11 protein-coding genes are annotated in these 14799 nt (G+C 66.7%); 10 read left to right on the forward strand and 1 reads right to left on the reverse strand.

Annotated elements, in window-relative coordinates:
- The 7 genes from ABW137_RS02335 to ABW137_RS02365 form a co-directional block, all read left to right on the forward strand.
- Window positions 1-1104, forward strand: a 1104-nt coding sequence (locus ABW137_RS02335) for an aminomethyl transferase family protein (protein ID WP_526396488.1), incomplete at its 5' end; no start/stop codon positions are given.
- A gap of 28 nt (window positions 1105-1132) precedes the next feature.
- Window positions 1133-2317, forward strand: a complete 1185-nt coding sequence (locus ABW137_RS02340) for an aromatic ring-hydroxylating oxygenase subunit alpha (protein WP_526396490.1) — start codon at window positions 1133-1135, stop codon at window positions 2315-2317.
- 33 nt (window positions 2318-2350) lie between these two features.
- Window positions 2351-3844 carry an aldehyde dehydrogenase family protein gene (locus tag ABW137_RS02345; protein WP_526396492.1) on the forward strand — a complete coding sequence of 498 codons (1494 nt, stop codon included), beginning with the start codon at window positions 2351-2353 and terminating at the stop codon, window positions 3842-3844.
- A 64-nt stretch (window positions 3845-3908) separates the two neighbouring features.
- Complete coding sequence (locus tag ABW137_RS02350; protein WP_526396503.1) at window positions 3909-5432, forward strand: amino acid permease; 1524 nt, start codon at window positions 3909-3911, stop codon at window positions 5430-5432.
- Complete coding sequence (locus tag ABW137_RS02355) at window positions 5432-7009, forward strand: GMC family oxidoreductase (RefSeq protein ID WP_526396494.1); 1578 nt, start codon at window positions 5432-5434, stop codon at window positions 7007-7009. Before ABW137_RS02350 ends, ABW137_RS02355 begins: the two co-directional genes overlap by 1 nt.
- A 35-nt stretch (window positions 7010-7044) precedes the next feature.
- Entirely contained in the window at window positions 7045-8847 is a 1803-nt protein-coding gene (locus ABW137_RS02360; protein WP_526396505.1) for a putative nucleotidyltransferase substrate binding domain-containing protein, read from the forward strand.
- A 12-nt stretch (window positions 8848-8859) separates the two neighbouring features.
- Window positions 8860-9672, forward strand: coding sequence for an IclR family transcriptional regulator (locus tag ABW137_RS02365; RefSeq protein ID WP_526396496.1), 813 nt, complete (start codon window positions 8860-8862; stop codon window positions 9670-9672).
- Between the two features lie 63 nt (window positions 9673-9735).
- On the opposite strand, the gene ABW137_RS02370 is transcribed toward ABW137_RS02365, so the two are convergent.
- A complete protein-coding gene (locus ABW137_RS02370; protein WP_526396497.1) occupies window positions 9736-10977 on the reverse strand; it encodes an alanine racemase in 1242 nt (413 codons plus the stop codon).
- 38 nt (window positions 10978-11015) lie between these two features.
- Between ABW137_RS02370 and lysS the strand changes: the two genes are divergently transcribed.
- From lysS to ABW137_RS02385, 3 genes are all read left to right on the forward strand, one after another.
- Window positions 11016-12560, forward strand: a complete 1545-nt coding sequence (lysS, locus tag ABW137_RS02375; protein WP_526396507.1) for a lysine--tRNA ligase — start codon at window positions 11016-11018, stop codon at window positions 12558-12560.
- Between the two features lie 109 nt (window positions 12561-12669).
- A complete protein-coding gene (gene lsr2, locus ABW137_RS02380) occupies window positions 12670-13011 on the forward strand; it encodes a histone-like nucleoid-structuring protein Lsr2 (RefSeq protein ID WP_526396499.1) in 342 nt (113 codons plus the stop codon).
- 278 nt (window positions 13012-13289) lie between these two features.
- On the forward strand, window positions 13290-14799 hold a 1510-nt coding region (locus ABW137_RS02385; RefSeq protein ID WP_526396501.1), incomplete at its 3' end, for a Clp protease N-terminal domain-containing protein.

Genomic DNA, 14799 nt, shown 5'->3' on the forward strand with positions numbered 1-14799 from the left:
GCCTGGTACGAGGCGAACGCCGAACTCGCACAACGACTCCGTGACGAGGGCCTGGCGTTCCCCGAACGCGACGAATGGTCGGCGAAGTTCTGGTCGCCGATCTCGATCGCCGAGGCCCACTGGACCCGCGAGCACGTGGCGATGTACGACATGACCCCGCTGACCCGTTACGAGGTCGCCGGTCGCGGTGCGGCGGAACTGTTGCAGCGGCTCACCACCAACAACGTCGACAAGAGCGTCGGCTCCGTCACCTACACCCTGCTTCTCGACGAAACCGGCGGAATCCGCAGCGATCTCACCGTCGCCCGGCTTGCCGTCGACCGCTTCCAGGTGGGCGCCAACGGCCCGATGGACTTCGACTGGCTGACCCGTCACCTGCCCGATGACGGCAGTGTCACGGTCCGCGACATCACCGGAGCGACGTGTTGCGTCGGCGTGTGGGGGCCAGCCGCCAGGGACCTGGTGCAGCCGCTGTGCCACGACGATCTGTCCCACGAGGGGCTCAAGTACTTCCGTTCTCTCCGTACGCATCTCGGCACCATCCCGGTGACCATGATGCGGGTGTCCTACGTCGGCGAACTCGGCTGGGAGATCTACGCTGACGCGGCGTACGGCGCGGCGCTCTGGGACCTGCTGTGGTCCGCGGGCCAGGACCACGACGTGATCGCCGCGGGTCGAATCGCGTTCAACAGCCTGCGCATTGAGAAGGCCTACCGGTCGTGGGGTACCGACATGACCGCCGAGCACCTGCCTGCCGCTGCGGGGTTGGACTTCGCGGTCCGCATGGCCAAGGACGACTTCCTCGGCAAGGCCGCCCTGGAGCAGGCCCCGCCGCCGGAGAAGGTGCTGCGCAGCATCGTGTTCCACGACCCGACCGAGATCGTGCTGGGCAAGGAGCCGGTCTACCTCCGTGAGGACTGCGTCGGCTACGTGACCAGCGCGGCGTATTCGGCCACGATCGGGCGCTGCATCGCCTACGCGTGGCTGCCAGCGACGACGGTGCCGGGTGACGTGGTCGCCGTCGACTATCGGGGCAGCCGTTATGGCGCGACGGTGCACGAGGAGCCGGTGGTGGACCCGGAGATGGTTCGGATCAGGCGATGAGCGCTGCCATGAAGAGCAGAGGAAACAGATGACGACAACCGACCACACGCCGGGGACCGACACCCCCGCGCTACTGGCCACGTTGGCCGGTGACTTCTACACCAGCGAGACGGTGTTCGCCGCCGAGCAGGACCAGATCTTCGAGAACATGTGGTTCTGCGCAGCCAGGTCGGCCGAGCTGGCCGATCCGGGCCAGTTCAAGACCGTTCAGGTCGGCAGGGAGAGTGTCCTGGTGGTGCGCGGCCGCGACGGCGCACTGCGGGCGTTCCTGAACGTGTGCCGCCACCGCGGGGCGATGCTGTGCACCGAACCCTCCGGTGCGGTGAAGCGAAGCCTGCAGTGCCCGTACCACGCGTGGACCTACGCGCTCGACGGCAAACTGATGGCAGCACCGAACATGTCGGCGCTCAAGGATGCCGACGGGACGGGCATCGACCGCTACAAGTACGGCCTGGTGCCGGTCGCGCTCACCGAATGGCTCGGCTACGCGTGGGTGTGTCTGGCCGACGAGCCGCCGTCGTTCGCCGATCAGGTGATCGCCGAGACCACGACCAGGCTCGGGGACGCCGAGGCCATCGACCACTACGCCGTCGACGAGTTGACCGTCGGTCGCCGCGTCGTCTACGACGTGGCGGCGAACTGGAAGCTCATCGTCGAGAACTTCATGGAGTGCTACCACTGCGCCACCATCCACCCCGAGCTCACCGAGGTGCTTCCCGAGTTCGCCAAGGGTCTGGCCGCGCAGTACTACGTCGGGCATGGCGCCGAGTTCGGTTCCGAGATCTCCGGTTTCACCATCGACGGCAGTGACGGCTTCGACACGCTGCCGGGCGTCACGGCCGACCAGGACCGTAGGTACTACGCGATCACGGTGAAGCCGACGGTGTTCATCAACCTGGTGCCCGATCACGTAATCTTCCACCGGATGTATCCGATGGCGCCCGACCGCACCATCGTCGAGTGCGACTGGCTCTACACCAAGGACGTGGTAGCCGAGGGGCGCGACGTGTCCAGGTCGGTCGAGCTCTTCCACCGGGTCAACGAGCAGGACTTCGACGCCTGCGAGCGAACCCAGCCGGCGATGTCCTCGCGCGCCTACCGCAACGGCGGGGTGCTCGTACCTGCCGAACACCACATCGCGGAGTTCCACGAGTGGGTAGTGTCCCGTGTCGGCGCCCGGAACCGCCCCGGCGGCGACGTCGGTCCGCGGTAGTACTCCCGCGGTCCCTGCGACACGAGGTGACATGTGAACGGTGAACCCGATCTGTACATCGGTGCGCAGTGGCGGCACGCGTCGGATGGGGGAACCCGTCAGATCATCAACCCGGCCGATGGAAGCGTGGCGGCGGTCGTCGACGAGGCGACCGACGCCGACGCCCGTGACGCCGTCGGCGCGGCCAGGGCCACGTTCGACGACGGTGCCTGGCCTGCGACGCCCGTTGGGGAACGCGCTGCACTGCTCGACCGCGTCGCCGATCTGCTGCAGCGCGACAAGGAGTCCTTGGCCGAGCTGGAAACACGCGACACCGGAAAGACGTTGGCGGAGAGCCGGATCGACATCGACGACGTCACCTCGGTGTTCCGGTACTACGCGCGGCTGGTGGGGGTGGAGTCGGATCGACTGGTCGACGTCGGTGACCCCGCCGTCATCAGCCGGGTGGTGCGCGAGCCCATCGGTGTGTGCGTGCTCATCGCGCCGTGGAACTATCCGCTGCTACAGATGTCCTGGAAGATCGCGCCCGCTCTCGGTGCGGGCTGCACGATGGTGGCCAAGCCCAGCGAGGTGACGCCGCTGTCCACGATCGCGTTCGTGCACCTGCTGGAGGAGGCTGGCGTGCCCGGCGGGGTGGTCAACCTGGTGCAGGGCAGCGGCGCGACCCTCGGGTCTGCGCTCACGGACAACCCACAGGTCGACTTCATCTCGTTCACCGGCGGATTGGCGACCGGACGGACCATCTCCAAGGTGGCTGCCGAGCACGTCACGAAGGTTGCGGTGGAACTCGGCGGCAAGAACCCGCACATCGTATTCGCCGACATCGGGACCGGAGATGCGTGGGACGCCTCCGTGGACCAGGTCCTGACGGGGGTCTTCCTGCACTCGGGACAGGTCTGCTCGGCGGGCACCCGGCTGATCGTCGAGGAGTCGATCGCCGACGACTTCGTCGCCGCGCTGGTCGAGCGCGCCGAGAAGATCCGGATGGGTGACGGTATGGATCCGGCCAGCGAGACGGGTCCGCTCGTCTCCGAGCAGCATCGCGCCAAGGTCGAAGCCCATGTGGCGTCGGCCATCTCGGAGGGCGCCAAGCTGCTCACCGGGGGCGCACGACCCAGCGACCCCGCGCTGGAGAAGGGCAGTTTCTATCTGCCGACGATCTTCGACCGGTGTGACCGGTCGATGGGCATCGTCCGTGAGGAGACCTTCGGGCCGATCCTCACGGTCGAGCGATTCACCGAAGAGGCCGAGGCGATCAGCCTCGGGAACGATACGGAGTACGGTCTCGCGGCGGGCGTTCGAACGTCAGACCCGGCGCGGGGCGAACGTGTGGTGCGCGCGTTGAGGCACGGCACGGTGTGGCTGAACGACTTCGGCTACTACACCGCAGCGGCGGAGTGGGGCGGATTCGGGAAGTCTGGCAACGGTCGCGAGCTCGGCCCCACGGGGCTCGCGGAATACCAAGAGCTCAAGCATATCTGGCATAACACCGCGCCGAAACCCGCTGGCTGGTTCAAAGGTGAATAGCCGAAAGTTGATTTGATCCACCGCGGTAAGCCCCTTTATGAGAGGACGCTTCATGGCTGTTGAAATGGGTACCCAGGGCGCCGACAGTGGCGGCCTGGACGACTTCGGCTACAAGGAATCGCTCGACCGCAGCATCGGCAAGTTCGCCAGCTTTGCGGCAGGTGTCAGCTACATCTCGATCCTCACCGGCACCTTCCAGTTGTTCTACTTCGGTTTCGGCACCGCGGGACCGGCCTACCTGTGGTCGTGGCCGCTGGTGTTCGTCGGGCAGATGGCCGTCGCGCTGTGCTTCATGGAGCTCGCCGCGAAGTACCCGGTCGCCGGGGCGGTCTACAACTGGTCGAAGAAATTGGGCAGCACGATCGTCGGGTGGTCGTCGGGCTGGCTGATGCTCACCGCGTCGATCGTCACCCTGTCCGCGGTGGTGCTCGCACTGCAGTTGAACCTGCCCCGGCTGTGGAGTGGCTTTCAGATCGTCGGCGACGGCAGTACCGCATCGGACTTCGCCCTCAACGCGGTCATCCTCGGCTCGATCATGGTCGTGTTCACCACGGTGATCAATGCGCTCGGTGTGAAGCTGATGTCGATGATCAACAGCGCGGGTGTGTTCATCGAACTCATCGCAGCCGTCCTGATCGCGATCATCTTGGCCGCCAGCAGCACTCGCGGACCGAGCGTGTTCTTCTCCGCCAACGGCTACGGCGCGGGGGAGAGCGGCGGCTGGCTCGGTGCGTTCCTGATCGCGTCGCTGGCATCGGGTTATGTGATGTACGGATTCGACACTGCGAGCTCACTGGGCGAGGAGACCGTCGAGCCGCGGCGCACGGCGCCGAAGGCAATTCTGCGGGCCATCCTGGCGTCCTTCGTCATCGGCGGCGCCATCCTGGTGTTCGCCGTCCTGTCGGCGCCCGACCTGGAGGACCCCGCGATCGGCGAGAGCAGCGGCGGCCTGCAGTACATCGTCGAGCAGGTCATGTGGGGCCCGCTTGGCAAGATCTTCATCGTCTGCATCATCATCGCCGTCACCGTCTGCTCGCTGGCCGTGCACACCGCGGCGATCCGGCTGATGTTCGCCATGGCACGTGACAACGCACTCCCGTTCGGCGAGAAGCTCGCTCGGGTCAACCCGAAGACGCAGACGCCGATCATCCCGGCCATCGTCATCGGCGGAATCGCGGTCCTGATCCTGGTGATCAACGTTGCGAACACCCAGATATTCACGGTGCTCACCTCGATCGCGATCATCATGATCTACCTGGCCTACTTGATGGTCACCGGGCCGATGCTCAAGAAGCGCTTCCGGGGCGAGTGGCCACCGAAGGATCTCAAGGAGGGTGGCTACTTCACGATGGGCCGCTGGGGCATGCTGGTCAACATCGTCGCGGTCGCCTGGGGAGTCGGCATGGCGCTGAACCTGGCGTGGCCCCGCGAGGCCGTCTACGGCGAGGGCTGGTACAACGCCTGGGGCGCGTTCATCTACATCGGGGTGATCCTCGGCTCCGGTCTTCTCTGGTACGCAATCAAGGGGCGCCACCACATCGGCACCCTGGAAAGCCATGCTGCGGTTGCCAAGACCCCTCAAATTTGATGTCTGACAGCGAATTCGACTACGTCATCGCGGGAGGCGGAACGGCCGGCTGCGTGCTGGCCGCCCGCCTGTCCGAAGATCCCGACGTCACGGTGTGCCTCGTCGAGGCCGGACCGTCGGACGTCGGCGACCAGAACATCCTGCCGCTGTCCGAGTGGATGCACCTGCTGGACTCCGGATATGACTGGGACTACCCGGTGGAACCCCAGGAGCGTGGCAACAGCTTCATGCGGCACGCCCGTGCGAAGGTGCTCGGCGGCTGCTCGTCGCACAATTCGTGCATCGCCTTCTGGCCGCCGGCCGAGTGCCTCGACGAGTGGGTCGAGATGGGTGCCACAGGGTGGGGTGCGGCCGAGATCCTGCCTTTGGTAAAGCGTTTGGAGACCAACACCGCACCGGGAGATCACGGCCGCGACGGCCCGGTCCGCCTGCAGGACGTGCCACCGAACGACCCCTGTGGCGTGGCGGTACTGGAGGCGGCGGCATTGGCGGGACTTCCGACGGTGGCCTTCAACCGCGGCGAGACGGTGCGCAACGGTGCCGGCTGGTTCCAGATCAACGTCGGCGAGGACGGCACCCGCATGTCGACCTCGCATGCGTACCTGCATCCGATTCTGGGCTCGCGCAAGAACCTCGAGGTGCGCACCAACTGCTGGATCTCGGAGATCCTGTTCGACGACGCCGATCCCTCGCGTCCCTCCGGTCGCCCAGCCGCGACGGGGGTGCGCTATCAGCGACCCGATCTGACCGGTTACGACACCGTGTCGGCACGGCGGGAGGTCATCGTCACCGCTGGATCGATCGACACCCCGAAACTGTTGATGCTCTCCGGGATTGGGCCGACGGCGCATCTGCGCGAGATCGGTGTCCCGGTGCGGGTCGACTCGCCGGGAGTCGGGTCGAATCTCGACGACCACGTCGAGGGGCTGGTGTTCTGGGAGGCCTCTCGGCCGATGGTCACCACCTCCACCCAGTGGTGGGAGATCGGGCTGTTCACCACGGTCGACGACGGTAGCGCGCAGCCCGACCTGATGATGCACTACGGCAGCGTGCCGTTCGACATGAACACGCTGCGGCGCGGCTACCCGACGACCGACAACGGATTCTGCTTGACGCCCAACGTGACTCAGGGCCGCTCCCGCGGCACGGTCAGGTTGCGCAGCCTGGACTTCCGGGATCGGCCGAGGGTGGACCCCCGTTACTTCACCGATCCCGAGGGCTACGACGAACGGATCATGCTGGCGGGCCTCCGGCTGGCCCGCAGGATCGCCGAGCAGGGGCCGCTGAAGGGCTGGATCGCCAGGGAGTTGGCGCCGGGGCCGGAGGCGACGACGGACGACGAACTCCTCGACTACGTCCATCAGACGCACAACACCGTCTATCACCCGGCGGCAACCGCGAAGATGGGGTCGGTCTCGGATCCGATGGCGGTGCTCGACCCCGAGCTGCGGGTCAAGGGCGTGTCCAGGCTGCGGGTCGTCGACGCATCGGCAATGCCCAAACTGCCTGCGGTGAATCCGAACATCACCGTGATGACCATGGCCGAGAAGTGTGCGGACCTGATTCGGAAGGCTTGAGACAGTTCCTCGGCGAGCACACGCCGTTCCAGTCGATGTCGGCCGAGGAGCTCGCCGAGCTGGCGACGGGGTCGACGCAGGTTGAGTTCGCCACGGGCGCGGTGATCGCCGATTACGCGGGGCAAGTGCCGGACGACGTGTGGATGGTCCGGTCGGGGCACGTGACGCTGCAGGCGAGCTCCGACGGTGCGGCGATCGACACCATCGAACCGGGAGGCGTGTTCGGTTACACGCCGTTGCTCACCGGTGGCGGTATGGAATTCGTCGCGAGGGCCACCGAGCCGAGCACCGTCATCCGGCTCCCAGGGGAGCAGGTGCGCGCGCTGTTCGCGAAGCCTGCCGGGTTGGCGTTCCTCGCTTCGTCGGCGTGGAGCACCGCCCCTGGCAACCGGCCCGCGTTGGTTCCCGTCGCCGACAGCAGACCGGTCGGGGAACTGGTGCACGGCGAGGTGCTGTTGGTCAGCCCTGACTCGTCGGTGCGCGAGACCGTCATCCAGATGACCGAGCACCACGTCTCGTACGCGCTGATCAGATGTCCCGACGGTGAACTCGGCATCTTCACCGATCGCGACCTGCGGACCCGCGTCGTCGCTGCGGGCCTGACGGTCGAAGTGCCGATCACGCGGGTGATGAGCGCGCCCGCTCGTCGAGTCACGGCCGATCTGACGGCGGAGACCGTGTTGATGGAGATGCTGGAGTGCGGCCTACGGCACATGCCGGTGACGTCGTCGCGCGGCGACGTCATCGGCGTCCTCGAAGACGCCGACCTGCTTGCGGCGTCGGCCAGGCAGAGCTTCATGCTGCGAAGATCGATCGGGCTGGCGACGGATGCGGCCGAGCTGCAGGCCGCGGCGCAACGGGTGACACACACGGCGAGCGCGCTGTTCCGCAGCGGCACCAAGGCTTCGGCGACCAGCGGCATCCTGTCCATCGTCATCGACAGTGTGGTGCGGCGGGCTCTGGAACTCGCGCTCGCCGAATCCGCAGCCCATCCCGACCCGGCATCCGAAGATGGCACTCCGACATCGGGTTTCGCATGGCTCACGCTCGGCAGTGTCGCCCGCCGCGAGGCCATGCCGTCCTCGGACGTCGACAGCGCGCTGTCCTGGCGCGACGAATTGTCGCCCGCCAGTGACCGGTTACGGGCCATGGCAAGGCGCACTCACGCAATCCTGGACGGCTGCGGGCTGCCGTCCGACACCAACGGGGCCGTCGCATCGAGTCCGAACTTCGCTCGCTCCCAGAGTGATTGGGCGACCGCTGCCAGGGGCTGGCTGGACGATCCGCTGGTCGGCAAGGGGCTGATCCTGTCCTCGCTGTTGCTCGACGGCCGTGTCGTCTGGGGCGACGCCACCCTGCACACGGTTCCCGTCGCGTACCGCAGGATGCGCGCCGAGCACCCGAATGCGCTTCGGCTGCAACTGCTCGACGCGTTGTCCGGCCGCGTCAGGGCGCGTTCCCTCAGAGACGTGTTGGCACGCCGCGGGGGCACGTTCGACCTGAAGAGCCACGCCGTGACGCCGATCGTCAACCTGGCGCGGTGGGGCGGACTCGCTGGCGACGTCGCGTCGGCGTCGACCCCGGAACGGCTCGTCACTGCCGCGGCGACCGGAGCGCTGAGCGAGCGGGACGCGGCGACGCTCGGTGAGGTGTTCGTCATGCTGCAGCGCCTACGGATGACCCATCAGGTCGAGCAACTCTCGGCCGGCCAGGTGCCCGGTGACGTGATCACCATGTCCGAACTGTCGCCGCTGAACAGGAGCCTGCTCAACGACGGGCTTCGGGAGATCGCGGCCGTCCAACGACGTGTGGGCAATTTCGGGATTCCCGCGGTATAGGGTCCAAGGACGATGGCGAAAGAGGAGCGCGCGGGGGCCGGCGACGACGGCGGTCGCTCCGCAACGGTGCAATCGGTGGACCGTGCCCTGCTGGTGATGGAGATTCTGGCGACTCTCGGACAGGCCGGCGTCACCGAGATTGCCGCCGAACTCGGTGTGCACAAATCGACGGTGTCCCGGCTCATTTCGGTGCTCGAGGCCAGGGGCTACGTCGAACAGCTCTCCGACCGGGGCAAGTACCGGCTGGGCTTCGCCGTCGCCCGGTTGGCGCGCTCGACGAGCGGCCAACTCGATCTGGTGAAGCAGAGCCAGTCCGCGTGCGACGCGCTGGCGCAGGACTCCGGAGAGACCACCAACTTGGCCGTGCTCGACGGCGATCGCATCGTGAACGTCGCCGAGGCCATCGGCCCCGCGGGAATTGCCTTGCGTACCTGGGTCGGGCAGAGCTGCCCGGCGCATGCGACCTCCAGCGGGAAGGTGCTGCTCTCGGGGCTCAGCGATGACGAGTTGCGGGACCGTCTGCCTGCCCGGCTGGCCGCCTTCACCGACGGCACGATCACGGCGCGATCCGATCTGGAAGCGCAGTTGCGGACCGTCCGCGAACGCGGCTGGGCCAGCGTGCACGAGGAGCTCGAAGTCGGTCTCAACGCCGTCGCCGCCCCGGTCTACGACGCCGAGGCCAGCGTGGTCGCCGCGCTGAGCGTGTCCGGGCCGTCGTACCGGATGGGCGAAGGCGACTTCGAGGGCATCGCCAAGCGCACCATCGCCGCGGCGGAGAGCATCAGCAAGCGCCTCGGCTGGGTCGATCTGTCGTCCCGCCCCTGACTCCCCCAGCGATTTCGGCGCGATAACTGTCGCGCACCGATCGGAAGCGCGCCGAAATCACGCTCAGAAGAAGGTGCGGACGAGCTCGACCACCCGTCGGTCGTCGTCGAGCACCGGGATCATCTGCCACTTGTCGAACACGGTGCATGGGTGCGAGACGCCGAACTCGATCCACGCGCCCACCTCGACGACGCCCCGATCGGCCTGCCCGACCCTCAGGTAGGCGTGCTGGTCGTTGAGTTTGGTCACCGCACTGTCCACCAGGCCGTAGGGCGCGGGCAGGTCCTGATCGAACGACACGTCGCGACGGCCCATCGTGACGAGTGCGAGATCGTCCTCAGGTTGCGACGTCACCTGCGCCCATACGGTCAGCGCAGGCCGGAGCGCGGGCAATGGCGACGACCGTTGATATAAACCGTCGTCGTGGGTCAGGTAGCAGCTGCTGCGCAGGATCGTGTGGACCTTCCGATCGCCGTCCCAGCCGGTCAGCTCGTCGGCGACGATGTCGAAGTACGTGCTGCCGCCCGCGGTCACGATCACCTCGTCGGACTCGAACGTCGGAAGCAGCCGCTCCGTCGCCGCGCGCACCTCCCGCACGTAGTCCCGCACCGTTGCCCGCGCCTGCGGTGTCACGTCATGGCTGACGGCCGCCTCGTATCCCGAGACGCCGACGAGCCGCAGCTGGGCGGAAGCGATTGCCGCCCTTGCCACTTCGTCGACCGTCGCCGCATCGCGGCAGCCCGAGCGTCCACCCGCCATCCCGACCTCGACGCAGACGTCGACGGGTCGCCGCGCGCCGGCGGCTTCGAGCGCCGCCGACATCAGGGCCACGCCGGCCAGCGAGTCCACCCAGCAGACGAACTCGAAGTCCGCGTGCTCGTCCAGCTCGGCGGCCAGCCAACGCAGTCCCGCCGCATCGACGAGCTCGTTGGCGAGCACGACGCTGCGGACGCCGAACGCCCGAAACGTCCGCGCCTGACTGATCGTGGCCACCGTGACGGCCCGCGCGCCCGCATCGAGCTGGCGAGCCAACAGCTGCGGAGCCATGTGGGTCTTCCCGTGCGGGGCCAGCTCGACGCCGCGGCGCTGGCACCACTCGGCCATCAGGGCGCCGTTGTGGGCAAGGGCCGACGAGCTCAGCACGCAGAGCGGGCCGACGGCGCCGTCATCGAACGGATCGCGGGCATCGGCGCACACCTGGGCGGGCGTCCGTCCCCACCAGGCGGCGGGTAACCCCTTGTAGCGCCAATCGAGCGGCTCGTCGGCCAGTGCGTCGACGGCGGTCGCATTGAGGGAGGCAGGCATGTGTTCATTTAAGCTGGCACGTCGTGAGCTCTGCTGATGTGCCCGAGGCCAGCCAGGACAACCCCACCAAGGACGTTCAGGAGGCCAACGATCTGCCGGAGCAGTTCAGGATCCGCCAGGCCAAGCGCGAGCGATTGCTCGCCGAGGGCCGGGATCCCTACCCGGTCGAGGTGGCTCGCACTCACACGCTCGCCGAGATCCGGCAGGCCCATGCCGCCCTTCCCGTCGACACCAAGACGGGGCAGGTCGTGGGCCTCGCCGGTCGAGTGGTGTTCGCCAGAAACTCCGGCAAGCTCTGTTTCGCGACGCTGCAGGAGGGTGACGGCACCCAGCTTCAGGCGATGATCAGCCTGGACGCCGTCGGGCAGGAGTCACTGGACTCGTGGAAGGCCGACGTCGATCTCGGCGACATGGTGTTCGTGCACGGTGAGGTGATCAGCTCGCGTCGAGGTGAACTCTCGGTGCTGGCAGATTCCTGGCAAATCATTTCGAAGGCGCTGCGGCCGCTTCCGGTTGCGCACAAGGAAATGAGTGAGGAATCGCGCGTTCGGCAGCGCTACGTCGACCTGATCGTCCGGCCGGAGGCGCGCACGATCGCGAGGCAACGGATCGCCGTAGTGCGCGCACTGCGGTCGGCATTGGAGCGCCGGGGTTTCCTGGAAGTGGAAACGCCGATGCTGCAGACGATCGCCGGAGGCGCGGCAGCGCGACCATTCGTCACCCACTCCAATGCGCTCGACACCGACCTCTACCTACGCATCGCCCCGGAGTTGTTCCTCAAGCGGTGCTTGGTGGGTGGTTTCGAGAAGGTCTTCGAGTTGAATCGCAACTTTCGTAACGAAGGCGCAGATTCCACGCATTCCCCGGAATTCGCGATGCTCGAGACTTATCAGGCGTATGGGACTTACGACGATTCCGCCGTTGTGACCCGTGAGGTTATTCAAGAGATCGCCGACGAGGCGATTGGCACCAGAAACGTGCCCCTGCCCGACGGCACCACCTACGATCTCGACGGGGAATGGGCGACCCTGGAAATGTATCCGTCGCTGTCGGAGGCACTCGGTGAAGAGATCACCCCGGACACCGGCGCCGACCACCTCTGGGCCATCGCGGATTCCCGCGGCGTCGAGATCGCCAAGGACCGTGGTTACGGCCACGGCAAACTCGTCGAGGAACTGTGGGAGCACGCCGTCGGGTCGACCCTCTGGGCGCCCACCTTCGTGCGTGACTTTCCCGTTGAGACCTCCCCATTGGTGCGTGCACACCGCAGCATTCCGGGAGTCACCGAGAAATGGGATCTATACGTGCGCCGCTTCGAGTTGGCGACCGGTTACTCCGAACTGATCGACCCCGTCGTGCAGCGGGAGAGGTTCGAGGCTCAGGCCAGGGCCGGGGCCGCCGGAGACGACGAGGCAATGAGTTTGGACGAAGATTTCCTTGCCGCATTGGAGTACGGGATGCCGCCCACGACGGGCACGGGAATGGGTCTCGATCGGTTGTTGATGGCTTTGACGGGACTGTCGATTAGGGAGACGGTTTTGTTCCCCATTGTGAGAAGGGATGTGCGCAGGCAAGGAACCTAACCGCGTTTTCATACTTTTGTGTTGAATAGCGTAGATTCCTGTGCAAACATTGTGCGGGGTTCGAGCGAACGACGACTGCGAGCCCGTACAGAAGGGTCTGCGTGAGCCAATGGCGAAGAAAGTCACCGTCACCCTAGTCGACGATTTCGACGGTGAGGGAGCTGCCGACGAGACCGTCGAATTCTCACTCGACGGCGTCAGCTACGAGATCGATCTCACGTCCAAGAACGCACAAAAGCTGCGAACCGATCTCAAGCAATGGGTCGACGCGGGGCGCCGTGTCGGTGGTCGCCGTCGGGGCCGCTCTGCTGGTTCGGGCCGTGGCCGCGCCTCGATCGATCGGGAGCAGAGCGCCGCGATCCGAGAATGGGCGCGTCGCAACGGCCACAGCGTTTCGACCCGTGGACGCATTCCCGCGGACGTCATCGACGCCTTCCACGCGGCAACGTAAGTTGCGGTTGCCAGCTCTCCGGCCTCGGGGTCGGGGGGCTGCCGCGAGCGTTCGCTAGGGGCGAATGTCCGAAGCGCGATTCGGGGAAACGAACCGCGGCGATCGCGCGTTGGCTCTGGAGGCAACCGGAAACGTCAGCGTCTCGTCTTTCTCTAGGAGAGGACAAGCGGGGCACCCCGAGCCGCCGCCCACTACAGTGGACGGAAGGTGCAGAGCACGGTTCGTCGTGCAGGGCTAGTCCGCCAGCTGCGCTACCTACGGAGGGCAGGTAACCACCGATGTTCGAACGCTTCACCGACCGCGCACGCCGCGTCGTCGTCCTGGCTCAAGAAGAAGCCAGGATGCTCAACCACAACTACATCGGCACTGAGCACATCCTCCTCGGCCTCATTCACGAGGGCGAGGGTGTGGCGGCGAAGTCGCTGGAGTCACTCGGCATCTCGCTCGAGGGCGTCCGCAGCCAGGTCGAGGAGATCATCGGGCAGGGCCAGCAGGCACCGTCCGGCCACATCCCCTTCACGCCCCGCGCGAAGAAGGTCCTCGAGCTGAGCCTGCGCGAAGCGCTGCAGCTCGGCCACAACTACATCGGCACCGAACACATTCTGCTCGGCCTGATTCGTGAGGGCGAGGGCGTGGCCGCCCAGGTTCTGGTCAAGTTGGGTGCCGAGCTGACGCGCGTGCGTCAGCAGGTCATCCAGCTGCTGAGCGGATACCAGGGCAAGGAGACCGCGGAAGCGGGCACCGGCGGACGCGGTGGCGAGGCGGGCAACCCGTCCACGTCGCTGGTTCTCGACCAGTTCGGCCGCAACCTGACCGCCGCAGCGATGGAGGGCAAGCTCGATCCCGTCATCGGCCGCGAGAAGGAAATCGAGCGGGTGATGCAGGTGCTGAGCCGGCGCACCAAGAACAACCCGGTGCTGATCGGCGAGCCCGGCGTCGGCAAGACCGCCGTCGTCGAAGGCTTGGCGCAGGCCATCGTGCACGGCGACGTGCCCGAGACGCTGAAGGACAAGCAGCTCTACACCCTGGACCTCGGGTCCCTGGTGGCAGGCAGCCGGTACCGCGGTGACTTCGAAGAGCGCCTGAAGAAGGTGCTCAAGGAGATCAACACCCGCGGCGACATCATCCTGTTCATCGACGAGCTGCACACGCTCGTCGGCGCGGGTGCCGCCGAGGGCGCGATCGACGCGGCGTCGATCCTGAAGCCGAAGCTGGCCCGCGGTGAGCTGCAGACCATCGGTGCCACCACCCTCGACGAGTACCGCAAGTACATCGAGAAGGACGCCGCTCTGGAGCGCCGCTTCCAGCCGGTGCAGGTCGGCGAGCCGACGGTCGAGCACACCATCGAGATCCTCAAGGGTCTGCGCGACCGCTACGAGGCGCACCACCGCGTGTCGATCACCGACGCCGCGATGGTGGCGGCGGCCACGTTGGCCGACCGCTACATCAACGACCGGTTCCTGCCGGACAAGGCGATCGACCTCATCGACGAGGCGGGCGCGCGCATGCGCATCCGCCGGATGACCGCTCCGCCGGACCTGCGCGAATTCGACGAGAAGATCGCCGTCGTGCGCAGGGACAAAGAGTCGGCCATAGACGCTCAGGACTTCGAGAAGGCCGCCGCCCTCCGCGACAACGAGAAGCAGCTCTCCCTGAAGCGGGAACGCCGCGAGCGCGAATGGAAGGCCGGCGACATGGACGTCGTCGCCGAGGTCACCGAAGAACTGATCGCCGAGGTCCTCGCGACCGCCACCGGCATCCCGGTCTTCAAGCTGACCGAGGAGGAGT

The sequence above is a fragment of the Mycobacterium sp. genome (assembly GCF_040509115.1).
Lineage (GTDB): Bacteria > Actinomycetota > Actinomycetes > Mycobacteriales > Mycobacteriaceae > Mycobacterium.